This window comes from Paraburkholderia graminis C4D1M (genome assembly GCF_000172415.1).
Taxonomy (GTDB): Bacteria; Pseudomonadota; Gammaproteobacteria; order Burkholderiales; family Burkholderiaceae; genus Paraburkholderia; species Paraburkholderia graminis.
The window spans coordinates 50909-75859 of sequence record NZ_ABLD01000014.1 but is presented as its reverse complement, the minus strand read 5'-3'; the positions used below and the strand labels follow the sequence as shown (position 1 = coordinate 75859).

21 protein-coding genes are annotated in these 24951 nt (G+C 61.9%); 2 read left to right on the top strand and 19 right to left on the bottom strand.

Going from position 1 to position 24951, the window contains the following annotated elements; all coding sequences use genetic code 11:
* Nucleotides 1–255 precede the first annotated feature (255 nt).
* Nucleotides 256–450 carry a hypothetical protein gene (locus tag BGRAMDRAFT_RS35035; protein WP_167450641.1) on the top strand — a complete coding sequence of 65 codons (195 nt, stop codon included), beginning with the start codon at nucleotides 256–258 and terminating at the stop codon, nucleotides 448–450.
* A gap of 322 nt (nucleotides 451–772) precedes the next feature.
* Here BGRAMDRAFT_RS35035 and BGRAMDRAFT_RS21125 read toward each other — a convergent pair whose 3' ends face one another.
* Both BGRAMDRAFT_RS21125 and hemE read right to left on the bottom strand, forming a co-directional pair.
* Complete coding sequence (locus tag BGRAMDRAFT_RS21125; protein ID WP_006050854.1) at nucleotides 773–3022, bottom strand: primosomal protein N'; 2250 nt, start codon at nucleotides 3020–3022, stop codon at nucleotides 773–775.
* Nucleotides 3023–3497: 475 nt separating this feature from the next.
* Nucleotides 3498–4598 carry a uroporphyrinogen decarboxylase gene (gene hemE / locus BGRAMDRAFT_RS21120; RefSeq protein ID WP_006050853.1) on the bottom strand — a complete coding sequence of 367 codons (1101 nt, stop codon included), beginning with the start codon at nucleotides 4596–4598 and terminating at the stop codon, nucleotides 3498–3500.
* 208 nt (nucleotides 4599–4806) lie between these two features.
* Between hemE and BGRAMDRAFT_RS21115 the strand changes: the two genes are divergently transcribed.
* Entirely contained in the window at nucleotides 4807–5604 is a 798-nt protein-coding gene (locus BGRAMDRAFT_RS21115; protein WP_006050852.1) for a transporter substrate-binding domain-containing protein, read from the top strand.
* A gap of 928 nt (nucleotides 5605–6532) precedes the next feature.
* Here BGRAMDRAFT_RS21115 and BGRAMDRAFT_RS21110 read toward each other — a convergent pair.
* The 17 genes from BGRAMDRAFT_RS21110 to BGRAMDRAFT_RS21030 form a co-directional block, all read right to left on the bottom strand.
* Nucleotides 6533–8263: an AMP-binding protein gene (locus BGRAMDRAFT_RS21110; protein WP_006050851.1), complete on the bottom strand. Its 1731-nt coding sequence runs from the start codon at nucleotides 8261–8263 to the stop codon at nucleotides 6533–6535.
* Between the two features lie 250 nt (nucleotides 8264–8513).
* Entirely contained in the window at nucleotides 8514–8939 is a 426-nt protein-coding gene (locus BGRAMDRAFT_RS21105; protein WP_006050850.1) for a F0F1 ATP synthase subunit epsilon, read from the bottom strand.
* A gap of 112 nt (nucleotides 8940–9051) precedes the next feature.
* Nucleotides 9052–10446, bottom strand: a complete 1395-nt coding sequence (gene atpD, locus BGRAMDRAFT_RS21100) for a F0F1 ATP synthase subunit beta (protein ID WP_006050849.1) — start codon at nucleotides 10444–10446, stop codon at nucleotides 9052–9054.
* Between the two features lie 125 nt (nucleotides 10447–10571).
* Nucleotides 10572–11456 (bottom strand): F0F1 ATP synthase subunit gamma, encoded by an 885-nt coding sequence (atpG, locus tag BGRAMDRAFT_RS21095; RefSeq protein ID WP_006050848.1) that lies wholly within the window; start codon nucleotides 11454–11456, stop codon nucleotides 10572–10574.
* A gap of 139 nt (nucleotides 11457–11595) precedes the next feature.
* Nucleotides 11596–13137 (bottom strand): F0F1 ATP synthase subunit alpha, encoded by a 1542-nt coding sequence (atpA, locus tag BGRAMDRAFT_RS21090; RefSeq protein ID WP_006050847.1) that lies wholly within the window; start codon nucleotides 13135–13137, stop codon nucleotides 11596–11598.
* Between the two features lie 58 nt (nucleotides 13138–13195).
* Nucleotides 13196–13735: a F0F1 ATP synthase subunit delta gene (locus BGRAMDRAFT_RS21085; RefSeq protein WP_006050846.1), complete on the bottom strand. Its 540-nt coding sequence runs from the start codon at nucleotides 13733–13735 to the stop codon at nucleotides 13196–13198.
* Nucleotides 13736–13737: 2 nt separating this feature from the next.
* On the bottom strand, nucleotides 13738–14208 hold the full coding sequence (locus tag BGRAMDRAFT_RS21080; RefSeq protein WP_006050845.1) for a F0F1 ATP synthase subunit B: 471 nt from the start codon (nucleotides 14206–14208) through the stop codon (nucleotides 13738–13740).
* 135 nt (nucleotides 14209–14343) lie between these two features.
* Entirely contained in the window at nucleotides 14344–14613 is a 270-nt protein-coding gene (gene atpE / locus BGRAMDRAFT_RS21075; RefSeq protein ID WP_006050844.1) for a F0F1 ATP synthase subunit C, read from the bottom strand.
* Between the two features lie 81 nt (nucleotides 14614–14694).
* The gene (gene atpB, locus BGRAMDRAFT_RS21070; protein ID WP_029971217.1) at nucleotides 14695–15546 is read right to left on the bottom strand and encodes a F0F1 ATP synthase subunit A; all 852 of its coding nucleotides are present in this window, start codon (nucleotides 15544–15546) and stop codon (nucleotides 14695–14697) included.
* A 157-nt stretch (nucleotides 15547–15703) separates the two neighbouring features.
* Entirely contained in the window at nucleotides 15704–16258 is a 555-nt protein-coding gene (locus tag BGRAMDRAFT_RS21065) for an ATP synthase subunit I (RefSeq protein ID WP_006050842.1), read from the bottom strand.
* 485 nt (nucleotides 16259–16743) lie between these two features.
* Nucleotides 16744–17631: a ParB/RepB/Spo0J family partition protein gene (locus BGRAMDRAFT_RS21060; RefSeq protein WP_006050841.1), complete on the bottom strand. Its 888-nt coding sequence runs from the start codon at nucleotides 17629–17631 to the stop codon at nucleotides 16744–16746.
* Between the two features lie 18 nt (nucleotides 17632–17649).
* On the bottom strand, nucleotides 17650–18441 hold the full coding sequence (locus BGRAMDRAFT_RS21055) for a ParA family protein (RefSeq protein ID WP_006050840.1): 792 nt from the start codon (nucleotides 18439–18441) through the stop codon (nucleotides 17650–17652).
* Nucleotides 18442–18506: 65 nt separating this feature from the next.
* Nucleotides 18507–19205, bottom strand: coding sequence for a 16S rRNA (guanine(527)-N(7))-methyltransferase RsmG (gene rsmG, locus BGRAMDRAFT_RS21050; RefSeq protein WP_006050839.1), 699 nt, complete (start codon nucleotides 19203–19205; stop codon nucleotides 18507–18509).
* The gene (gene mnmG, locus BGRAMDRAFT_RS21045; protein ID WP_006050838.1) at nucleotides 19202–21160 is read right to left on the bottom strand and encodes a tRNA uridine-5-carboxymethylaminomethyl(34) synthesis enzyme MnmG; all 1959 of its coding nucleotides are present in this window, start codon (nucleotides 21158–21160) and stop codon (nucleotides 19202–19204) included. The genes rsmG and mnmG overlap by 4 nt, the downstream gene beginning before the upstream one ends.
* Before the next feature lie 163 nt (nucleotides 21161–21323).
* Entirely contained in the window at nucleotides 21324–22076 is a 753-nt protein-coding gene (locus BGRAMDRAFT_RS21040; RefSeq protein ID WP_006050837.1) for an ABC transporter ATP-binding protein, read from the bottom strand.
* Nucleotides 22077–22087: 11 nt separating this feature from the next.
* Entirely contained in the window at nucleotides 22088–23872 is a 1785-nt protein-coding gene (locus BGRAMDRAFT_RS21035; RefSeq protein WP_006050836.1) for a branched-chain amino acid ABC transporter ATP-binding protein/permease, read from the bottom strand.
* 4 nt (nucleotides 23873–23876) lie between these two features.
* Nucleotides 23877–24932 (bottom strand): branched-chain amino acid ABC transporter permease, encoded by a 1056-nt coding sequence (locus BGRAMDRAFT_RS21030; protein WP_006050835.1) that lies wholly within the window; start codon nucleotides 24930–24932, stop codon nucleotides 23877–23879.
* Nucleotides 24933–24951: the final 19 nt, after the last annotated feature.

Here is a 24951-nt window from a genome sequence, read left to right as displayed (position 1 = left end):
TCGGAGACCAGACGAAATGCTGGTGAAAGACTAAAAGTTGGCCGAATCGTACCCCTCTCAATAAAAAGGTGCAACCGCTGCGCCGGATTGGTTGCACCCGAGCGAAACCCTTATTCGACGCGGGTTTGCGGGCGGTGGCGCCGCAGCCGGCGAGCGCGGTAAGGATCGGTATTTTCCCTGGCGTCATTTCTTTTGCATCAGCCCTTATCAAACCGGACGGCGCGCCGTTAAAGAAGTCATAGCCGGCGCGACGCGATGGCGCGCCAACAACAACGGCACGGGGTTAAGGACAGCGAAATGGAAAAGTGGCTGGTCGTATTGGGCATCTGGGCGATGTGCGCAACCTGCGCTGTGCTGTTTATTCGCGGCGCCACGGGCGCGTCAGGCAAGCGCGAGCCTGCTGAAGGACGCGCGTCCGCCGGCGACGCGCAGGCTGCATTAAACGATTGAGCGAGCGCTCACTGCGCGGCGCGAGCGCGACGTGCCGGTGAGCGGCCGGCGCCGGAAGGCGAACGTGAAGAAGCGAACACCGTGAGAGCCACCATGCTTTGTTCCAGCGACTACAGATCTTCCGCGCGATACCGGCAACTGGCGGCGCGTGGCGCGCCGGTTTCGTCGCGGGCATCGGCGGTATTGGGGACGCGCACAGCGACGCGTGTCGCCGCTGCGGCTCCGACTCCCGCGGCGAGCTATTCGAATACGGTGCGAGCACGCGCCCGCACGGCGCGCAGCCGGTGTCGATACTGACGGTTGAGTCCGTCGCGCCTTGGGCTCAGATGTCGAGCGGATCGACTTCGAGGCTCCAGCGCAGCACGCCCTTCAAACCGCGCAGCAACGGTTGCCATGCGCGCAGCGTGGCTTGCAGTGCGGCGCGCGACGCGCTCTCGACAAGCAATTGCGCGCGATGCACATGCATCACCTTGACGATGGTGAGCGGCACCGCGTCGTAGACGGTCACGCGCTCGGCCGCCGGAATCCCCGCGAGTTCGGCGGCGGCCTGCTGGAGAAACGCAAGCGCGGCCTCGAGCGTGCGGCCCTCGGCGCGCAGCAGCGCCTGATAGACGAACGGCGGCAAGTGGGCGTCGCGCCGCTCGGCCAGCGTCGAATTGGCGAAGCCGACGTAATCGTGGCGCCCAAGCGCGTGATAAAGCGCGTGACGCGGATAACGCGTCTGCACCAGCACCTCGCCGGGCAAGCCGGCGCGGCCGGCTCGGCCGCTGACCTGCATCAGTTGCGCAAACAGGCGTTCGCTCGCGCGGAAGTCGTGCGAAAAGAGCGCGGTGTCGGCGTTCAGCACGCCGACCAGCGACACGCGCTGAAAGTCGTGCCCCTTCGCGATCATCTGCGTGCCGACGAGGATGTCGACCTCGCCGGCGTGCACATCTGAAAAAAGCGCTTGCGCGCTGCCTTTGCGGCGCGTGCTGTCGGCGTCGATGCGCAGCACGCGCGCCCCCGGCACCGCGCTCGCCAGCGTTTCCTCCACGCGTTGGGTGCCGCGGCCCATCGGCTCGATGTCGACATTGCCGCATTCCGGGCACGAGCGCGGAATGCGCGATTCCCAGCCGCAGTGATGGCAGCGCAGCGCGCGCTCGGGCTTGTGCAAAACGACGTAGGCGCTGCAGCGCGGACAACCGGCGACCCAGCCGCAGGCGTCGCACGCGAGCTGCGGCGCGTAGCCGCGCCGGTTCAGGAATACGAGACTTTGCTCGCCGCGCTCGAGCCGCGCTTTCAGCGCCGCGATCAGCGGCCCCGATAATCCTTCGACGGAAGCGCGTCCGCGCCGGCGTTCCTCTTCGAGATCGATCAGGCGCACGGTGGGCAGAACGGCATCGGCGACTGCGCGGCGCGATAACGTGAGCCGCTTGTAGCGTCCCTGATCGGCCTGCCACCAGCTTTCCAGCGACGGCGTGGCCGACCCGAGCACGACCGGCAAGCCAAGCTGCTTCGCGCGATAAATGGCGAGGTCGCGCGCCGAATAGCGCAGCCCTTCCTGCTGCTTGTAAGCGGGATCGTGCTCCTCATCGACGACGATCACGGCGAGCCGCGGCAGCGACGCGAGCACCGCGAGCCGCGTGCCCAGCACGATGCGCGCGCGGCCTGTGTGCGCCGCGAACCAGTTGCGCGCTCGCTCGCCTTCGGCAAGGCCGCTGTGCAAAGTGACGATCGCCGTGTCGGCCAGCGCCGCGAAGCGGGCGCGGAAAGCCGCCTCGAATTGCGGCGTCAGATTGATTTCCGGCACGAGCACGAGCGCTTGCGCCTCTGCATTCGCGGCGAGGATTTCCGCGAGCGCGCGCAAATAGACTTCCGTCTTGCCGCTGCCGGTCACGCCGTGCAGCAGGAACGGGGCAAAACCGCGTGCGTCGCGGATCGCTTCGACGGCGGCGGCCTGCTCGTCGGTGAGCGTGGGGAGCGTCGGCGGCGGCGTGGCTGTGGATGTCAGGGCCGGCAGGACTGTGGCGGCATCGACAAGCTCAAGTGCAACCCAGCCTTCGGCCTGCCATGCGGCGAGCGTCGCGATGGCTTTGGGGTGCAGCGCGCGGGCGTCGGCGGCAGAGAGAAAGTCGTTGGCGGCGAGCGCCTGCGCGAGACTTCGTAGCGCCGTGGCGCGCGCCGGCAAAGCGTCGGGCAAGGCCAGGCGGCCTTGCGGCGTCAGGCTGTAGCGCCCTTCCGGCGCGAGCAGCCGCGACCAGCGCGACGCGTCGCGCAGCGCCTGCGGCAACGCCGGCAGCGCCACCTCGCCAAGACCGCGCTGGTAGTAGTCGGCGGCAAAGGCAGCAAGCCGGAGCCATTCGGCCGACAGCGGCGGGCATGCGGTGCAGACACCGTTCACCGCGCGCAAACGGTCGGCGGGGACCTCGCTGTGGGCGGTCACTTCGCACACGAGCCCCACTACGTCCCGCTTGCCGAACGGCACGCTCACCAGCGTGCCCGGCACGGCCGCCGTGGACATGTTCCAGCGGTAGTCGAAGAGGGTCGGCAGCGGGTGATCCAGCGCGACGCGAACGAACACGGCAGTAGTCATCGGCCAGCGTGAATTCTGGCGACGGCGAGCCGCGTCGTGGCGCTGCGGTCCGCGCCGGGAATCGCCCGACGATGAGTTGCCCGCCCGAACTTAAAGTAAAACTTCAATTTCGGCGCTAAGTTTTGGATTCGGCTGAACAATTGCTGTCGACCCTGCACGCCTGTGGATAACTTTGTTGAGAACTTCGCTCCAACGGCCCGCAAACCGCGCCGCAGCGGCCTTCTGTGGGATTCCGCACATTTCTCGCGGAAGCCGCGAAACCCTTGCCAGACAAGGCTGAGATCAAATAAGCGGGCAACGCGCAAGGGTTCCGACACGACTAAAGCTTCTACCGCGCCGCAACGTGATCAATGTGTATAAGTCAAGTCTTGACAACTGCGAGAGTGCCTGCTGACGGCCCGCAACCCGCGAACTTTCCCTTAGTTGCAGAGCCCAGCGTGCTGCATCGCAGCAAAAAACGGTAGGAATTGCAACGTCAGGCGGGTGCATGCGCGCCGCTGCGAATCGCGCGGCTGTGGCGATGCACTTCGTCAACGAGTTCGGCGACGTTTTCCGGCGGCGTGAACTGCGAGATGCCGTGGCCGAGGTTGAACACATGCCCCGGATGATTGCCGAAGCTGTCCAGCACGGCCCGCGCTTCCATGCGGATGGCGGCAGGCGGCGCGAACAAAACTGATGGGTCGATATTGCCTTGCAACGCCACCTTGCCGCCGACGCGCTCACGCGCGTTGCGCAGGTTGACCGTCCAGTCGAGGCCGACCGCGTCGACACCGGTCTCGGCGATTTCGTCGAGCCACAGACCGCCGCCCTTCGTGAACGTGATGACCGGCACCTTCTCGCCGTCATGCTCGCGCTTCAACTGATTCACGACCTGCTGGATGTAGTGCAGCGAAAAGCGCTGATACGCGCCGTCCGCGAGCGCTCCGCCCCACGTATCGAAGATCATCACGGCCTGCGCGCCGGCTTCGATCTGCGCGTTCAGATACGCCGCGACCGAGCTGGCGTTGATCTCGAGAATGCGGTGCATGAGATCCGGGCGCGCGTAGAGCATGGACTTGACGGTGCGGAAGTCGGCCGAGCCGCCGCCTTCGACCATGTAGCACGCCAATGTCCACGGACTGCCCGAAAAGCCGATGAGCGGCACGCGTTGACGGCCTTGCGCGTCCGTCAGCGCACGGCGAATCTCGCGCACGGCGTCGGTCACGTAGCGCAGCGTGGCGTCGATGTCCGGCACGGCGAGGCGCGCGACGTCGTCTTCGGTGCGCACCGGCCGCGCGAATGTCGGCCCTTCGCCGGCGACGAACTCGAGGCCGAGGCCCATGGCGTCCGGCACCGTCAGGATGTCGGAGAACAGAATGGCGGCGTCGAGCGGGTAGCGCTCGAGCGGCTGCAGCGTGACTTCCGTTGCGAAGGCCGGGTTTTTCGCGAGCCCGAGAAAGCTGCCTGCGCGAGCTCGCGTGGCGTTGTATTCCGGCAGGTAGCGGCCAGCCTGCCGCATCAACCAGACGGGCGTGTAGTCGGTGGGCTGGCGCAGCAGCGCGCGCAGAAAAGTGTCGTTCAGGAGGTTATGGGCCACGTTGCGTGCGACTGAGGGCAAAGGGGCATTTTACCGGACGACGCCGCCGCATTCCGTCCAATGCGGGCAATAACTGCGGTGCGCGAGTTCAGGCCATTTTCGGCAGAAGGTCGCCCTACTGCAACCTGGCCGAACGGCCGATGTTCAAGGCAAAATTGCCGGGCTATCATCCGACAGCCTTATAACAACGCATAACCAAGGAGACTCAATGAAGAAGGTTGCACTCGCATTGCTCAGCGTCGTGGCGGGCGTACTAATCCACAGTGGCGCGGTTCAGGCGCAAGCGTCCGGCACACCCGCGACAGCTTCGCGGCTTGATGACATTCTCGCTCGCGGCACGCTGCGGGCCTGTACGACCGGCGACTACAAGCCGTATTCGTTCTATAAGACGGACGGCCAGTTCGAAGGCATCGACATCGACATGACGGAGTCGCTTGCCAAGTCGCTCGGCGTCAAGGCGGAGTACGTCAAGACTTCGTGGTCGAACCTGATGAACGACTTCGTCGCCAAGTGCGATATCGGCGTGGGCGGTGTTTCGCCGACGCTCGAGCGGCAAAAGCGCGCGTTCTTCACGCAGGCTTATATGGTCGACGGCAAAACGCCGATCGTCCGTTGCGACGACGTCAACAAGTATCAGACCGTGGCGCAGATCGACCAGCCCGCAACGCGCGTGATCGTGAATCCGGGCGGCACCAACGAACGTTTCGCGAAGCAGTTCTTTTCGCACGCGAACATGACCGTCTATCCGGACAACGTGACGATCTTCAAGCAGATTCTCGCGGGCAAAGCCGATGTGATGGTGACGGACGCGTCCGAGACCCTGTTACAGCAAAAGCTCAATCCCGGCCTGTGCTCGGTGCATCCGGACAAGCCGTTCCAGTACGGCGAAAAGGCGTGGCTGTTGCCGCGCGGCGACGTGGCTTTCCAGCAGTACGTCGACCAATGGCTGCACCTGGCGCGAGCTACGGGCGAATATCAGGCCGTGTCGGATAAGTGGTTGAAGTGAGGTGAGGGTGCGGCCGTGGCGTTTCTTGATGCCCTCTTGATGCGCTCGAGGACGGCGCGCGGCCGCGCGAGTTTCTGTTTCGAACGGCTGCCCGCGTGGTTATGCCTGCACAAAACCCGGGCGGCTTAATGTAACGCGGCGGCGTGAGCTTCGCGCGAGTCGAACGAGACTGAAACCTGGCTGGACCGGTGAACAGACCCTCGTGCGCTTTTGACGCCGACTCCCTTTGCTGCGGCGCATTCATGGTTGCAAGCGTCGCTGCTAAAATTTTGGGCATCGTCCATTGAGTTGTAACAGCGACGGTTCATGATCGGAAAGATGAATCTGCAACCATTTCATGCGGAATCGCCTTAACGATTTATGCGGCGCCATGCTTCACGAATAGCATGAAACAAGCGTATTAAATTGCGCTGTAGTCATCGGTAAAACTTGCTTTTTTAACAGTTCATTTCCGCAATAAATCCCGCAACGCCTTATCTGGCGGGCGTTACAACCTGAAACACTTTGTTACGGCGCTCCTGGATTAATTCGCCCACAATGCCCTCAACGGTTTCAACACGGATGTGGCGGGGTGCGTGGTGTGAGCGGATACGATGCACTTGCCGGTCGGCTTAGGCCGAAGCCCTGTGAAGGGGCATCCCTGCTGGGGCCGTAGTCGACGCAGGGTCGTCGTCTCAGTTGGTTCCTACTTTGGTCTCCTCGCGCTAACCCCGTAGCGTGTGGTTTTTAGCGGGCTCCAGGCCCGCTTTTTTTTCGTCTCGCCAAACGTTTGCGCAGTGCAAGATGGCAGCTTTTACCTGCTAGTTCGCGCTGTTTCGACGATTTGGCCATGTGTGAAATTCGCGGCGTGCAGCATGATTGCGGCGATAAAGAAGGCCGCCCGAGGGCGGCCTTCTTTTTTTTTGCAATGGCTTTGCGTTCGCGCCGTTCAGGCGGTCTTCCCTTGCTCCAGCTTCAGTTCGTCGATCATGCGCTGGCGCATGACGAACTTCTGCACCTTGCCGGTCACGGTCATCGGCAGTTCGTCGACGAAACGAATGTACTTGGGCACCTTGTAATGCGCGATCTGGCCATGACAGAACTGCTGGATTTCCTCTGCCGTCGCCTGTTCGCCTGAACGCAGCACGACCCACGCGCACACTTCCTCGCCGTACTTCGCGTCCGGCACGCCGAATACCTGCACGCTCTGGATCTTCGGATGGCGGAACAGGAACTCCTCGATCTCACGTGGATAGACGTTCTCGCCGCCGCGAATCAGCATGTCCTTCAGACGGCCGACGATGTTGCAATAGCCTTCGGCGTCGAGCGTCGCCAGGTCGCCAGTGTGCATCCAGCCATCCACGATGCTCTCGCGCGTTTTTTCTTCGTCGCCCCAATAGCCCTGCATCACCGAATAGCCGCGCGTACACAGCTCGCCCGTTTCGCCGACCGGTACGATGTTGCCAAGCGGATCGATGATTTTCACCTCCAGGTGAGGCTGGATTCGGCCGACGGTGGTCGTGCGCTTGTCGAGCGGATCGGTGGTCGAGCTCTGGAACGACACAGGGCTCGTCTCCGTCATGCCATAAGCAATCGTGATCTCGCTCAGATGCATCCTCGAGACGACCTTCTTCATCGTCTCGATGGGGCACGGCGAGCCCGCCATGATGCCCGTGCGCAGGCGCGAGAGGTCATACGAGGCAAAATCCGGATGATCGAGTTCCGCGATGAACATGGTCGGCACGCCGTGCAAAGCCGTGCACTGCTCTTCGGTGACGGCCGCGAGCGTCGCCGCCGGGTCGAAAGCCTCGCCCGGAAATACCATGTTCGCGCCCACCGACACGCACGCCAGCACGGCCAGCACCATTCCAAAGCAGTGATAGAGCGGCACCGGGATGCACAGCGCGTCCTGCTCGCTCAGGTTCATGGCCATCGCGATATAACGCGCGTTGTTGACCACGTTGCTATGCGTGAGCGTCGCGCCCTTCGGATTGCCGGTCGTGCCGCTGGTGAACTGGATGTTGATCGCCTCGTGACACGACAGCGTCTCGCCGATTGCATCGAGCCGAGCGACGTCGAGGGTCGCACGCCCCTGCTCGATCAAGTCGGAGAAGCTGAGCATGCCCGGCGTTTCGGTGTCGCACATGCGGATGACGTAGCGCAGTTCCGGCAATCGAGCCGCATGCAGATCGCCGGGCGCATGCGTCGCAAGCTCGGGCGCGAGTTGCTGCAGCATCTCCAGATACATAGACGTCTTGAAGCGCTCCGCCGCGACTATCGCCTTGCAGCCGACCTTGTTCAGCGCGTATTCGAGCTCGGAAAGCCGGTAAGCCGGATTGATGTTGACGAGCACCGCGCCGATGCGCGCCGTCGCGAACTGCGTCAGCAGCCATTCGACGCGATTCGGCGACCAGATGCCAACGCGATCGCCCTTCGCAATGCCCAGCGCGAGCAATCCGGCGGCCAAAATGTCCACTTCGTCGGCGAATTCCTTCCATGTCCACCGAATTCGCTGCTCTCGAAACACCACCGCGGGCCGGTCCGGAAAGCGCCTGACGGTCTCGCGCAAAAACTCGCCGATGGTCGCTTCGCTCAACGGAATGTCTGTCGATCCACGGACGTACGAGAGCCCGTCTTTCGGCTGGATGATTGCGCCTTCGCCTGACACTTGCGTTGCCATGGTGCTGTCTCCGTGAGCAATTCGCCCTATTGAAATGATTTTGAAACCGATTGTGCCACCGGCGCGCGGTCGTCCGGCATCAAGTCTTACCCGCAGCAGGTCCGCTCGTGTCGACGGCTCTTCGTGGCCGGCAGTCGCGCGGGCGGTCACGGACACATAATGTCGATTACCTTTCCGTAAACGTCAAGTCGAGGTCAAAAAAAAGCAGCCACGCGGGCTGCTTTTTCTCTACTTTTCTCAAACGTGCTGCTTAGCCTTGACCGCGCAGCTTGCGCAAACGCTGGATCGCAGCAAGCTGAGCCGTCGCGTACGCCAGTTCCGCTTGCGCGGTTGCGTACTCGAGGTTCGAGCCCGTGTTCTGCAGTGCTTCTTCCGCGCGCTTGCGCGCGTCTTCGGCCTTCGCTTCGTCGAGATCCTTGCCGCGGATTGCGGTGTCGGCGAGAACCGTCACAGCGCCCGGCTGGATTTCGAGAATGCCGCCAGCGACGAACACAAACTCTTCTTCGCCGTTTTCAGCTTCGATGCGCACCGCACCCGGACGAATCCGCGTGATGAGCGGCGTGTGGCCCGGCAGAATGCCGAGTTCACCTGCCTCGCCCGGCAGCGCGACGAACTTCGCCTGGCCCGAGAAGATCTGCTCTTCCGCGCTGACGACGTCTACCTTGATAGTTGCCATAAATGTCGACTCCTGGGTTGAGCGTAGTGAGAGGCACCGGCTTCGCGTGTGGGATGCCCTGAGAGCATCCAATAAGCGCGGACTCCGGCGCCCGCTTCGTTACACCCGACCTTTACTGGATCTTCTTGGCCTTTTCGAAGGCTTCGTCGATCGTGCCGACCATGTAGAAGGCTTGTTCCGGCAGGTGGTCGCACTCGCCTTCAACGATCATCTTGAAGCCGCGGATCGTTTCCTTCAGCGGAACGTACTTGCCCGGCGAGCCCGTGAACACTTCAGCGACGTGGAACGGCTGCGACAGGAAACGCTGGATCTTACGAGCGCGCGCCACGGCGAGCTTGTCTTCCGGCGCCAGTTCGTCCATGCCCAGAATCGCGATAATGTCGCGCAATTCCTTGTAGCGCTGCAGCGTTTGCTGCACGCCGCGCGTGATCGAGTAATGCTCTTCGCCGATCACGTTCGGGTCGATCTGACGCGAGGTCGAATCGAGCGGGTCCACGGCCGGGTAGATACCCAGCGAAGCGATGTCACGCGACAGCACGACCGTTGCGTCCAGGTGGCCGAAAGTCGTAGCCGGCGACGGGTCGGTCAAGTCATCCGCAGGGACGTACACGGCCTGAACCGACGTGATCGAGCCGGTCTTGGTCGACGTAATACGCTCTTGCAGCTTGCCCATTTCTTCAGCCAGCGTCGGCTGATAGCCCACTGCCGACGGCATACGGCCGAGCAGTGCCGACACTTCAGTACCGGCCAGCGTGAAACGGTAGATGTTGTCGACGAAGAACAGCACGTCGAGACCTTCGTCACGGAAGTGCTCAGCCATCGTCAGGCCGGTCAGCGCGACGCGGAGACGGTTGCCCGGCGGCTCGTTCATCTGGCCGTACACCAGCGCGACCTTGTCCAGAACGTTCGAGTCCTTCATTTCATGATAGAAGTCGTTCCCTTCGCGGGTACGCTCGCCAACACCGGCGAACACGGAGTAACCACCGTGTTCCTTGGCGATGTTGTTGATGAGTTCCATCATGTTCACGGTCTTGCCCACGCCGGCGCCACCGAACAGGCCAACCTTACCGCCCTTCGCGAACGGGCAGATCAGGTCGATAACCTTGATGCCGGTTTCGAGCAGTTCGGTCGACGGCGACAGTTCGTCGAACGCCGGAGCCTTCTGGTGAATACCGCGAACCACGTCCGAGTTGATCGGACCGGCTTCGTCGATCGGACGACCCAGCACGTCCATGATCCGGCCCAGCGTCGGCTTGCCGACCGGCACGCTGATCGGATGGCCCGTGTTCTTCACGACCGTGCCGCGGCGCAGACCGTCGGATGCACCCAGACAGATGGTACGGACAACGCCGTCGCCCAGCTGTTGCTGGACTTCGAGGGTCAGTTCCGAACCTTCGAGAATGAGCGCGTCGTAAATCTTCGGCATGTCCGTACGCGGAAATTCCACGTCGATAACGGCGCCGATGCACTGTACGATCTTGCCTTCTACCAAAGCAGTAGTACTCATCGCTTTTCCTTTAGATACTCAATTCTTCACTCGCGCAAAGGCGCTGTTTCGATGGGATCGCCCAGACCGTTGCCCGGACGGTGCGCCACACGGGCGCACACGAAGCGGATTGCCTGACCGGAAGGTCAGACCGCCGCCGCGCCACCGACGATTTCCGACAGTTCTTTCGTGATCGCGGCCTGACGGCTCTTGTTGTACACAAGCTGCAGTTCGTTGATGACCGTCTTCGCGTTGTCCGAAGCGGCCTTCATGGCGACCATGCGGGCCGACTGCTCCGACGCCATGTTTTCCGCGACGGCCTGATAGACCAGCGCCTCGACATAACGCACCAGCAGTTCATCGACCACTGCCTGCGCATCCGGCTCGTAGATGTAGTCCCACTGCGTGGTCGGCGTCGCGCCCTGCTCTTCCTTGCGCTCGAACTGATCCGCCGACAGCGGCAGCAGTTGCTCGATCACCGGCTCCTGCTTCATCGTATTGACGAAGCGCGTGTACGCGAGATACACCGCCGAAACCTTGCCTTCCGAGTACAGATCGAGCTGCACCTTCACCGCGCCGATCAGCTTTTCCAGATGCGGCGTGTCGCCGAGATGCACGACATTCGATACCACCTTCGCGCGCAGACGGTTCAGAAAACCCAGACCCTTGGTGCCGATCGCAGTTGCTTCGATCGTCTTGCCCTGACCTTCGAGTTCCTTGAACTTCTGCAGCGCCGCGCGCAGCACATTGGTGTTCATGCCGCCGCACAGACCTTTGTCGGTCGTGACGAGGATGATGCCCGCCGTCTTCGCGCCTTCGTTCGACACCATGAACGGGTGACGATACTCCGGGTTCGCACGGCTCATGTGTGCAGCAATATCGCGGACCTTGTCGGCGTACGGGCGAGCAGCGCGCATGCGCTCCTGAGCGCGACGCATCTTCGATGCGGCCACCATCTCCATCGCTTTCGTGATCTTGCGCGTGTTTTGCACGCTCTTGATCTTGCCGCGAATTTCCTTCATTCCAGCCATTGCTTGCTCCTTGTCGGCCGGGGTTAGCGCCTGAGCGCTGACCCAGGTCCCATGCAAAGCGATCGAAACAGCGCGGGAGCGTACACATGCGGCCCGCGCCGCTTCAAAGTCCTTTTATGCCTTGCGGATCACTCGCGGATCAATAAGCGCCGGACTTCTTGAAGTCTTTGACGGCCGTGTGCAGCAGGCCTTCGTCGTCCTTCGAGAGTTCCTTGTTGTCTTCAATGCGCTTGACCAGGTCAGCGTGACTCGACTTCAGATATTCGCGCAGGCCCTTTTCGAACGGCAGCACTTGCGACACTTCCAGATCGTCCAGGTAGCCATTGTTCGCGGCGAACAGCGAGATAGCCAGTTCCCACACTTGCAGCGGCTGATATTGCGGCTGCTTCAGCAGTTCGGTCACACGGCGACCACGCTCGAGCTGCTTGCGGGTTGCTTCGTCGAGGTCCGATGCGAACTGTGCGAATGCTGCCAGCTCACGATACTGCGCGAGGTCGGTACGGATACCGCCCGACAGCTTCTTCACGACCTTGGTCTGAGCCGCACCGCCGACGCGCGACACCGACACGCCAGCGTTAATTGCCGGGCGGATACCTGCGTTGAAGAGGTCGGTTTCCAGGAAGATCTGGCCGTCGGTAATCGAGATCACGTTCGTCGGAACGAATGCGGTCACGTCGCCAGCTTGCGTTTCAATGACCGGCAGTGCCGTCAGCGAACCGCTCTTGCCCTTGACTTCCCCGTTGGTGAACTTCTCGACGTAGTCTTCCGACACGCGAGCAGCACGCTCCAGCAGACGCGAGTGCAGATAGAACACGTCGCCCGGATACGCTTCACGGCCCGGCGGACGGCGCAGCAGCAGCGAGATCTGACGGTATGCCCAAGCCTGCTTGGTCAAGTCGTCATAAACGATCAGCGCGTCCTGGCCGCGGTCGCGGAAGTATTCGCCCATCGTGCAGCCGGCGTACGGCGCCAGGTACTGCATGGCAGCCGATTCCGAAGCCGAAGCGGCGACGACGATCGTGTATTCCAGCGCGCCGGTTTCTTCGAGCTTGCGCACCACGTTCATGATCGACGAAGCCTTCTGGCCGATCGCGACGTAGATACAGAAGAGGTTCTTGCCCTTCTGGTTGATGATCGCGTCGACGGCGACTGCGGTCTTGCCGCACTGGCGGTCGCCAATGATCAGCTCGCGCTGGCCACGGCCAACCGGCACCATCGCGTCGATCGACTTCAGGCCGGTTTGGACCGGTTCCGAAACCGACTTACGCCAGATCACGCCCGGAGCGATCTTTTCGATTGCGTCGGTCTTCTTTGCGTTGATCGGGCCTTTGCCGTCGATCGGGTTGCCCAGTGCGTCGACCACGCGGCCGAGCAGTTCCGGACCAACCGGCACTTCCAGAATGCGGCCCGTCGTCTTGACGATGTCGCCTTCGGAGATGTGCTCGTACTCACCCAGAATCACGGCGCCGACCGAGTCACGCTCGAGGTTCAGCGCGAGACCGAAGGTGTTGCCCGGGAATTCGAGCATTTCGCCCTGCATCACTTCCGACAGACCGTGAATACGCACGATACCGTCGGTCACGGAGATCACAGTGCCCTGGTTGCGAACGTCTGCGCTCGCTTCAAGGCCCTGGATCCGGCTCTTGATCAGCTCGCTGATCTCAGAGGGATTGAGTTGCATTATTCGCTCCTGATAGTCAATTCTGTTGCGTGCCAGCCGCTTCAGCGCCGTGGGCGCTTCAGGCCGTCAGAGCCGTTTGCATGCTGGCAAGCCGCGCGCGGACCGAGGTATCGAGCACTTCATCGCCGACCGTTACGCGAACGCCGCCGATCAACGACGAGTCGATCTCGACCGTCGGCTTCAGCTTGCGTTTGAACTTGCGTTCGAGACTTGCGACGAGGTCGTTCAACTGCGCGCCTTCGAGCGGAAATGCGCTGACGATCAGCACATCGGCCGCCCCTTCGCGGGCGTTCTTCAACTCTTCGAACTGCACAGCAATTTCCGGCAGCAATTGCAGACGATGGTTGTCCACCAGCATTTGCACCAGATTCTTCGCTTGCGCGTTGTCCTTGAGCGGCGACTTGACCGCAGCCAGCAGCAGTTCGCTGACCTGGGCGCGGCTTACTTTCGGGCTCGAGGCAATCGACAGCACTTCGGGCAGACGCGCAACCTGTGCCAGCTCCTGCACGAGCGTGGACCAGGCGGCGATGTCACCAGCTTCGGCCACGCCAAACAGCGCTTCTGCGTACGGACGGGCGATGGTTGCAAGTTCGGCCATGATCAGAGCTCGGCTTTCAGTTGATTCAGCAGGTCAGCGTGAGCTGCCTGGTCGACTTCGCGCTTCAGGATCTGTTCAGCGCCCTTCACTGCCAGTGCGGCGACTTCGCCGCGCAGCGTTTCGCGCGCCTTCACGACTTGCTGCTCCGCGTCGGCCTTCGCTTGCGCGATGATGCGAGCGGCTTCAGCTTGTGCTTGAGCCTTGATTTCGTCAGCGACTGCCACAGCGCGCTTTTCTGCGTCAGCAATGCGCTGCTGACCGTCGTTGCGTGCCTGGGCGAGTTCCTGGTCGACGCGCTTGTGAGCGGCTTCGAGTTCCGCCTTGCCCTTCTCAGCGGCAGACAAACCGTCAGCAATCTTCTTCGAGCGCTCGTCGAGGGCGTTGATCAACGGCGGCCACACGAACTTCATCGTGAACCACGCGAGGATCAGGAACACGACCATTTGCGCAAACAGGGTTGCGTTGAGATTCACGGTGTTTCCTTAAACGTTGCTAGTTCGGAAAGTGAAACGGCAAGGCGCTCATCGATTCTGTGCTCGATCAGCGCCCAAGTGCCCGTTCCGCCCTGCGCCTTCAGTTATAGCTCAGGCGCAAACTTCCGAGGAACCTCAGCCTGCCAGCTTGGCCAGCAGCGGGTTCGCGAACGCAAACAGCATTGCCACACCAACGCCAATCAGGAACGCCGCATCGATCAGACCAGCCAGCAGGAACATCTTGGTTTGCAGCGGGTTCATCAGTTCCGGCTGACGAGCACATGCTTCGATGTACTTGCCGCCCATCAGGCCGATACCGATACAGGCGCCGATTGCACCCAGGCCGATGATGATGCCGATACCGATGGCGGTCAGACCCTGGATGTTGGCGATGAAAGCTTGCATGATCACTCCTTTGTGAAAAGTCTTTTAGAACTGGTTGGAACTGGGATTTGAAAAACTACGATTCTTTTAACGACGCGCAGGTTAGTGCGTGTCGTGCGCCTGGCCGATGTACACCAGCGTCAGCATCATGAAAATGAACGCCTGCAGCAGAACGATCAGGATGTGGAAGATTGCCCACACGCTGCCGGCGATCACGTGGCCGATGAAGCCAAGCACCGTCGTGTCCGCGCCGAAGCTCCAGATGCTGCCGAGCAGGGCAATCAGCAGGAACAACAGTTCGCCCGCGTACATGTTGCCGAACAGCCGCATGCCGAGCGAGACCGTCTTCGCGACGAACTCGATGATGTTCAGTGCAAGGTTCGGGATCCACAACACCGGATGCGCGCCGAACGGAGCGGACAGCAGTTCGTGCACGAAGCCGCCTGCTCCCTTGATCTTGAAGTTGTAGTAAATCATCAGCGCGAACACGCCGAGTGCGATGCCGATCGTGCCGTTCAGGTCGGCCGTCGGAACGATGCGGTGATGCGGGATGGCTTCCGACAGACCGAGCCAGCCGATCACGTGGCCCGGCAGGTCGACGGGGATGAAGTCGAGCGAGTTCATCAGCGCGACCCATACGAACACCGTCAGAGCCAGCGGCGCGATGAACGTGCGCGTGCCGTGGATCATCGACTTCGATTGGTCCTCGACCATTTCGACCAGCATTTCGATCGCGCACTGGAAACGGCCCGGCACGCCGGACGTTGCCTTGCGGGCAGCGAGATGCAGAATGATGATGGTGGCCAGACCGCAAACGATCGACCAGAACAGGGTGTCCAGATTCCACACGTGGATGTCGAAAATCGACGTCTGGTGCCCGGTGGAAAAGTTTTGCAAGTGGTGCGCGATGTACTCGGACGGATCCATTGCGCGCGTGCCTTCGCTAGCTGCCATATCGTTAAAGCCACCCAAATTGTCGAAAATCGTCTTGGGCCGTTCCCGCCGCAAAGCTCTATTGCGGGAACGCGCCGGGTGCGGATGGTGTCATATCCGCACGCTCTCGCCGGCGCCACGCGCCGGCTTCAAATCTTTGCAGTTGCCTGTTGCTTCCTCAGCGCCACGCCAAGGCAATCCAGTACGTCTTGAGCGCGATGAGATAAGTCACGAGCAGCGGAACCCAGCGCACCTCGTGATACCAGAAGGCGATGGCTACAAACATCGCGATCGTCGCCCCCATCTTGAGCGCTTCGCCGAGCACCCAGCTCATCACTGTTTCGGCGCCGCTCAGTGTTCTCAGTCGCGCCGCGAACAATGCGCCCGGCACCCAGCAGATCGCTCCCCCCAGGAACGCGGACAGCGCAGCAGCGCCCGGCGGCTTATAGAACAGCCACCACACCAACGTTGCAACCAGGGACAAAACCATTTGCGCTGCCACGACCTTGAAAGGCGTAACGCGCGATGGACGACTCACATTCGGGCCAAACAGCTTTTCTGCTTCGGCCCGCGTGAGCGGAACGATATTGTTATCCTGCTCGGCGTCCCACGATTCTTCGCGCGCGACTTGCTGAGCGGTGGAGGCATTCGACACGGTGCGCTCTTCGCGGTGTTCATCGCGCCCGTTGCCGCGCCCATTTTTTGGCGCTCGATTCGACGCTTTGACCGCCATCGCAGTGTTCCGAAAGTCTCGTTCCGATCAGCGAGCTTTCGCTGCGCTTACGGGGTTGCCGTGCAATTAAATCCGGGCGATTGTAAGCGATAGTTGCAGGCAATTCAAGACTTTAGGCCGTTCAATAAACAGTGCGAAACGACGCTTCGCGATGTGGAAAAGCCTTCATGGCTACGCGCAGCACGTTAAATGTAAGGCTGTCGGGCAGAGGCAAAACGCATGCGCAAACTGGCAAGTTTTCTCACTGTAGATAGGCGCGAAAAACGTTGCAGGGGACGTCTCGAAAATGCAACAACCGATGACGGGCGGTTTACTTGACCGCGCGGCGCGATGCGTTTTTCTTGGCGGCGGAGATAAGCGTTCTGCTCTTGTCTTGCGCCGCCATCTTTGGTCGCCGATGCCGGATTAGTTAGGAATCCAAGAAAATCTGGACGGTGCAGCTAATTTCTCTGCACCGCCCACGATTGATAGCAAACGATTCTGCTCTAAGCCGTAGCATTCCCGCGCAAGCGCACCAGGATGCCTTCCAGCGCATCGAGATCGCCGAAGTCGACCAGAACCTGGCCGCGGCCGCGTCGACCGAGCTTGATCTTCACTGTGGCGGCGAGCAAGTCGGACAGTTCTTCTTCCAGTCGTCGCGTATCCCGGCCGCCGTCCGGGTTCGCGCGTGCCTTCACCGCCGGCGCCGCCTTGGTCGTCGCCGCCACCAGCTTCTCGGTTTCGCGCACCGACATCCGCTTGTTGACGACCTGATTCGCCAGCGTGATCTGCGTCGCGGCATCGACCGCGAGCAACGCGCGCGCGTGCCCCATGTCGAGGTCGCCGGCAAGCAGCATCGTCTGAACGGGCGTGGCAAGGTTCAGCAAACGCAGCAAGTTGGATACGGCGCTGCGCGAGCGGCCAACCGATTCCGCCGCCTGTTCGTGCGTGAAATCGAATTCGTCGAGCAAGCGCTGAATGCCTTGCGCCTCTTCCAGCGGATTCAGATCTTCACGCTGAATGTTCTCGATCAGCGCCATCGCTGCCGCGGCCTGATCGGGCACGTCCTTCACCAGCACGGGCACTTCTTCCAGGCCCGCGAGGCGCGCCGCGCGAAAACGCCGCTCGCCTGCGATGATTTCATACTTGTCCGCCGACACCGGCCGCACGAGGATCGGCTGCATCACTCCCTGCGCGCGGATGCTGGCCGCCAGCTCCTGCAACGCGCCCTCGTCCATGCGCGTGCGCGGCTGATACTTGCCGGCCTGCATTTTCGACAGAGGCAGCACATTCGGCGCACCTTCTATCGCCACCGCCTCCGTGATGTCGGCGCTTCCGCCGAGCAACGCTTCCAGGCCGCGGCCCAATCCCTTCTTTCTTGCTACTGCATTCATCGTGCTTCCTCGATCCGCTTAGGATGCCTGGGGCGCGTCATTCAGTGCGCGCACCCGTTCAATCATTTCCGCGCCGAACTGCACATACGCTTGCGCGCCACGCGACGCCCTGTCGAATACCACGCCCGGCAATCCATAACTCGGCGCTTCGGCGAGACGCACGTTGCGCGGGATCACCGCGTCGAACACCTTGTCGCCGAAATGCTCTTTCAATTGATCCGAGACTTGCTGCTGCAATGTGATGCGCGGGTCGAACATGACGCGCAACAAACCGATCACCTTGAGGTCCCGGTTTAGATTCGCGTGCACCTGTTTGATGGTGTTGACCAGATCGGACAGCCCTTCGAGCGCGAAGTACTCGCACTGCATCGGAATCACCACGCCATGCGCGGCGCACAGGCCATTGAGTGTCAGCAGCGACAAGGCCGGCGGACAGTCGATCAGGATAAAGTCGTACTCGCCTTCGACTGCGGCAAGCGCGGCCTTCAATTGGCGCTCGCGATTCTGCACGCTGACCAACTCGACTTCGGCGCCGGCTAGTTCACGATTGGCGGGCAGCACGTCGTAATCGACGGCTTCCGGGCGCATGCGCGCATCAGCCACCGAGACGCCATCCACCAGCACTTCGTAGACGGTGTTCGCACACGCGGCCTTGTCGATGCCGCTACCCATCGTGGCATTGCCCTGCGGGTCCAGATCGATAAGAAGGACTCGCTGTCCCTGCGCTGCCAGGCTGGCCGCCAGATTGACTGTCGTCGTCGTCTTGCCGACGCCGCCTTTCTGGTTCGCAACGCAGAAGATTTTTGCCATCGTTGGAATGTCCCTTTTGCTGCCTGAAGATGTAGTTACGTGGTCAAACTGATGAGCGGCGAATGTCACTTCGAGGCCTGACGGGCTTCGTCGACGAGAACAGTGACCAGATGGCGCTCGGCGTCGAGAAACGGCACCTGGAGCCGCACCGTTTGCTCCACGTGGGCGCCTGCCGGCAAGCGCTCGATCTCGCCGTCCGGGCGCACGCCCTTCATCGCCAGGATCGCGCCGTGCTCCGCGACGAGATGACGGGCCAGTGTAACGAAATCGGCGAGCTCTGCGAATGCTCGCGAGACGATTACGTCGAACTTTGCCGGCACTTCGGCGCCAGGTTGCAAGGTCTCGACGCGCCCCGTCACCACTGACAGATTGGTGAGCCCCAACTCGGCCTTCGCCTGCGCCTGAAAAGCCGTTTTCTTATGAACGATGTCGTTCACGGTGACGCCGCAATCCGGTAGGACAATCGCCAGCACGATCCCCGGCAAGCCACCGCCGGAACCCACGTCGAGCACGGAGCGCGGATTGCGCAGCGCCAGATGCGGCACGATGGAAAGCGAGTCGAGAATGTGCTGAATCAGCATCTGTCGCGGATCGCGGATCGCCGTCAGGTTATATACAGCGTTCCATTTACCCAGCAAAGCGACGTAGTCGAGCAGCTTGCCAAGTTGAGCGTCGCTCAGGTCGAGGAGACCGAGCTCACGTGTGCCGTCCGTGAGTAGCTGCGCCAACGCTTCCCGGTCGCTGCCCTTCTGCTTCGACGTCATTGCGCCACCGGCGAGCTGTCGGCGCCCGGCTCCGCGGGCTTTGTGGCGCGGCGGCCGAGCCCACGCTTCAGGTGCACCATCAGCAACGAAATGGCTGCGGGCGTGATCCCCGAAATGCGCGATGCCTGACCGATAGTCTCCGGGCGGAATTGCGTCAGCTTCTGGCGCGCTTCGAACGACAGCCCTCTTACTTCCGCGTAGTCCAAGCCTTCCGGCAAGCGCGTGCTCTCGTGCGCCTCGTTCCGTTCGATCTCATCCGCCTGACGGTCGATATAGCCCTGATACTTGATACCGATTTCGATCTGTTCCTTGATCTGAGCGAGCAATACCTCGTCTTCCGCCAAGGTCCCGGGCGCGGCGCAAGCGCCGGCTCGCAACGCGCAAACGCCGTCATAGCTGACGCCGGGCCGACGCAGCAGATCCGCCAGACTGTATTCGTGATCGATAGGCTTGCCGAGCAAGGCCGTCGCTTCGTCGGCGGATAGCGTCTTCGGGTTCACCCACGTTGTCCGCAGCCGCTCTGTTTCACGTGAAACAGCGTCGCGCTTGCGGCTGAACGCGTCCCACCGGACCTCGTCCACCACGCCCAACTCGCGGCCGATTTCCGTCAGCCGCATGTCCGCGTTGTCCTCGCGCAAGCTCAACCGATACTCGGCGCGGCTCGTGAACATGCGATACGGCTCGGAGACGCCGCGCGTGACGAGATCGTCGACCAGCACACCGAGGTACGCCTGATCGCGACGCGGACACCACGCGTCCTTCCCTTGGACGAACAGACCAGCGTTGATGCCAGCCAGCAGCCCTTGAGCCGCAGCCTCCTCATAGCCAGTCGTGCCATTAATCTGGCCCGCGAAAAACAAGCCGCTAATCACCTTGGTTTCCAGCGAAGCCTTCAAGCCGCGCGGATCAAAATAATCGTACTCGATCGCGTAACCCGGTCGCAGAATGTGCGCATGCTCTAAACCACGCATCGATCGCACAAGTTCGAGTTGCACGTCGAACGGCAAGCTGGTCGAAATCCCGTTCGGGTAAAACTCGTTGGTCGTCAGCCCTTCCGGTTCCAGGAAAATCTGATGCGATTCCTTCGACGCGAAGCGGTGAATCTTGTCCTCAATGGACGGGCAGTACCGCGGCCCCACTCCTTCAATGACGCCCGTGTACATCGGCGAGCGATCCAATCCACCGCGGATGATGTCGTGCGTACGCTCGTTGGTATGCGTCACCCAGCACGGCACTTGCCGCGGATGCTGCTCGGCCCGACCGAGAAACGAAAATACTGGCACCGGATCGAGGTCGCCCGGTTGCTCTTCCAGTTGCGAGAAATCTATCGTGCGACCGTCAATCCGCGGCGGCGTCCCCGTTTTGAGACGTCCTTGCGGGAGCTTGAGCTCCTTCAAACGCGCCGACAGCGAGACGGCCGCCGGATCGCCCGCCCGGCCGCCCGTGTAATTGTTCAACCCAACGTGGATTTTGCCGTCGAGGAAAGTCCCCGCCGTGAGCACGACGGCGCGCGAGCGGAAGCGGATTCCCACCTGCGTAACCGCACCGACGACGCGATCGCCTTCGACCATCAGATCGTCGACAGCCTGCTGGAAAAGCCACAAGTTCGGCTGGTTTTCCAAACGATGACGAATCGCCTGCTTGTAAAGCAGTCGGTCGGCTTGGGCGCGCGTAGCGCGCACAGCCGGGCCCTTGGACGAGTTGAGAATGCGGAACTGGATTCCGCCCTCGTCCGTGGCGGCCGCCATGGCGCCGCCGAGCGCGTCGACTTCCTTGACCAGATGACCCTTGCCAATGCCGCCGATCGACGGATTGCAGCTCATCTGCCCAAGCGTTTCGATGTTGTGCGTGAGCAGCAAGGTTTTATTGCCCATGCGCGCGGAGGCCAAAGCGGCCTCGGTGCCGGCGTGGCCTCCACCGACAACGATTACGTCAAATTCTGTGGGAAAAAGCATCGCGGATCTCACGCCAGATCGTCGCGTGAGCCTTCAAGAGAAAAGTATTGGGCGAATTATAACGGGTTCGGTTTCGGCCCGAATTCGGCCGGATGGCCTAAGACAAAAAAAAGCGGCGTGTTTCACGTGAAACACGCCGCTTAAGAACTCTCGAAAAGAACGCTCAGGCTGCCTTTTTGGCCAGCCCCAGATAAGTCTCGATAACCCGCGGATTCTGCGCCAATTCAGCCGCCGCCCCTTCCAGCGCCAACTCGCCGGTTTCGAGCACATAGCCGTAGTCAGAAATTTGCAGCGCAGCGCGCGCGTTCTGCTCGATCAGAAGCGTCGCCACTCCCGTCTGGCGCAGCGCGCTGATGATGTGAAAAATCTCCTTCACGATCAACGGTGCAAGACCCAGACTCGGCTCATCCAGCATCAGCAAGTCCGGTTTGCCCATCAGCGCGCGCCCTACGGCGAGCATCTGCCGCTCACCGCCGGACAACGTCCCTGCCGCCTGCTTGCGGCGCTCCTTCAGGCGCGGGAAGAGTTCAAAGACCGGTTCGATTTGATCCAGGAAGTTACGCTCGCCCGCCCGCTTGCGCCGGTAAGCGCCCAGAACGAGGTTGTCCTCGACGGTCATCGACGCGAAAAGCTCGCGCTTCTCCGGCACCAGACACATGCCGCGAGCCACGCGCTTCTCAACCGGCACCGCGCTGACGTCCTCGCCCTGGTAGACAACCGCACCCTTAGCGTGCCCCGTAGGCGGCAAGGCGCCCATGATCGCGTTCAGCAACGTCGATTTGCCCGCGCCGTTCGGCCCGATCACCGACACGATCTGGCCGGCCCGTACCTTGATCGCCGCGCCGTGCAGTGCCTCGACTTTGCCGTAGCGCACGGAAAGACCGTTCACATCGAGAATCGGTGCCGCTGCATTCATGTCGTTCTCCATTACTCCACCCCGCCGAGGTACGCCTCGAGCACAGCCGGGTCCTGCTGCACTTCCTGCGGCAGACCTTCGGCGATACGCGTGCCGAATTCCATCACGACTAGCCGGTCGGTCAGATTCATCACAAAGTCCATGTCGTGCTCGACCAGCAGCACACTCATCCCTTCCGCCTTCAGCCGGCGAAGCAAGTCCGCCAACTGCAACTTTTCCTGATATCGCAAGCCGGCCGCCGGCTCGTCGAGCAGGAGCAATGTCGGATCGCAGCACAGTGCGCGCGCGATTTCGAGAATCCGTTGCTGCCCGAGCGCGAGACTTCCGGCTTCGTCGTACATGTGCTGCTCGAGTCCGACGCGCCGGATCTGACGAGCCGCCTCGGCCATCAACCGCGCTTCTTCGACGCCATTCAGGCGCACGACGCTTCGCCAGACACCCGCATGCCCCCGCAAATGCGCGCCAATTGCGACGTTCTCGAGCACAGTCATGCCCGGCAGCAGCTTGACGTGCTGAAACGTGCGGCCGATTCCCCGCTTGACGATTTCACGTGAACTGAGCGAGTCGATCCGCTCGCCGCGGAACGAGATTTCGCCGCTCGTCGCTTGCAGCACGCCCGTCACCAGGTTGAACGTGGTCGATTTGCCGGCGCCGTTCGGGCCGATCAAGCCGATGATCTGCCCTGCTTTTACTTCAAAGCTGACGTCGTTCACCGCAACCAGACCGCCGAACTGCTTGCGCGCCTTGTTCACCGTCAACAGGCTTTCGCCGGCCGTCGGCTTGCTGCGCTGCGGCAACGGATCCGCGTGATCCGGCAGATGCGCGCGCGGCCCACGCGGGAAGAAACGCGCGACGAAAGGCCAGACGCCCTGCCGCGCGTATTGCAGCAACAGCACCATCAGAATGCCGAAGACGATCACCTCGAAGTTGCCGTTCTCGCCGAGCAACTTCGGCAGCAGCGTTTGCAAATAGTCCTGCAATACCGTGAGGATGGCCGCGCCGAGCACCGCCCCCCACACATGCGACACCCCGCCCACCACCGCCATGAACAGGAATTCGATGCCGTGATTCAGTCCGAACGGCGTCGGATTCACCGCCCGCTGCAAATGCGCGTACAGAAAACCGGACACGGAAGCCAGCACCGCCGCGTAGACGAAAATGACGACGCGCATCCACGCCGTATTCACGCCCATTGCTTCGGCCATCATGCCGCCGCCGCGCAGCGCGCGGATCGCCCGTCCAGGCCGGCTGTTAAGCAGGTTTTGAACAGAAACTACGGCACCGAGCACGACCAGCCAGATCAGGTAATAGATATGGCGGCCAGACTCAAGGTCGATGCCGAAAACGTTCAGCACCGGAATACCGTTGATGCCGTCGTACTTGCCCAGCATCTCCAGATTGCCGAACAGGTAAAACAGCGAGAGTCCCCATGCGATCGTGCCGAGCGGCAGAAAGTGGCCGGACAGGCGCATCGTCACGAGACCCAGAATCAGCGCGATCAACGCCGTCACCAACACGCCGGCGATTAGCGCGAGCCACGGCGAGACGCCGAAGCGCGTGGTCAGGTACGCCGTCGCATAGGCGCCGATGCCGACAAACGCCGCCTGCCCGAAACTCGTCATCCCGCCGATGCCCGTCAGCAGCACGAGCCCGATCGCCACGATCGAATAGAGGCCGATGTAATTAAGCAGCGTCACCCAGTATTCGGGAACGTGAATCGGCCGCGGCAACACCGGCAACGCGAACAGCACGACGAGGAACAGCCAGAAGAACTTGTTTTTCATGATCCGTTTCATCGCGTCACTCCTCTTCCTCTTCGGCGTGCGGGCTGGCGAGACTGCGCCAGAGCAGCACCGGGATGATCAGCGTGAACACGATCACTTCCTTGTAGGCGCTCGCCCAGAACGACGAGTACGACTCCAGCAGACCGACGAGGATCGAGCCGGCCGCCGCCAGCGGATAGCTGACGAGCCCGCCGATAATCGCCCCCACGAAGCCCTTCAGGCCGATCAGGAAGCCCGAGTCGTAGTAGATGGTGGTCAACGGCGCGACGAGAATGCCGCACAGCGCGCCAAGGCCCGCGGCGAGCGTGAACGCGAGCCGCCCTGCTTGCGTCGTGCCGATGCCGACGAGCCGCGCGCCGAGCCGGTTCACGGATGTCGCGCGCAATGCCTTGCCGGAGATCGAGCGGTCAAAGTACAGATACAGTGCGCCGATCAGCACGACCGCCGTGCCGACCACCCACAGGCTTTGTCCTGAAATCGACAGGCTGCCCAGGTTGAACGTCGCGTCCGAAAACGCGGTGGTGCGCGAGCCTTCCGCGCCGAACATCACGAGACCGAGGCCCACCATCGCGAAATGCACCGCCACTGCGACGATCAGCAGCAACAGCGTGGTCGCCTCGGCGATCGGCTCATACGCGAGCCGGTAAACAAACGGTCCCATCGGAATCACGATCAGGAGCGTCAACGCGATCTGCGCGATCATCGGCAGAGGGTGAAGGAAAACACCTTGCGTCAGCGCATAAACCGCAACCGGAAACAGCAGATACTTGCCGACCAGTACGGCCAGCGTGCGCGCCGCATGCCGGCGCCGTTCCGCGTGCCGCACGAATCCCACTACTTCGACGACGAAGCATGCCGCGCCCATCGCCATCAGCAGCCAGCAGGTGGCCGGAAACTTTTGGGTTTGCAACGCGGCGAGCGTGAGCGCGCCATACGAAACAAACTCGCCCTGCGGGATGAAGATCACCCGCGTCACGGAGAACACCAGCACCAGCGCGAGCGCGAGCAACGCGTAAATGGCGCCCGTCGTGATGCCGTCCTGCGCGAGGATCGCCGCAATTGATAGATCCATACTTCCTCGTCCTGAAGCG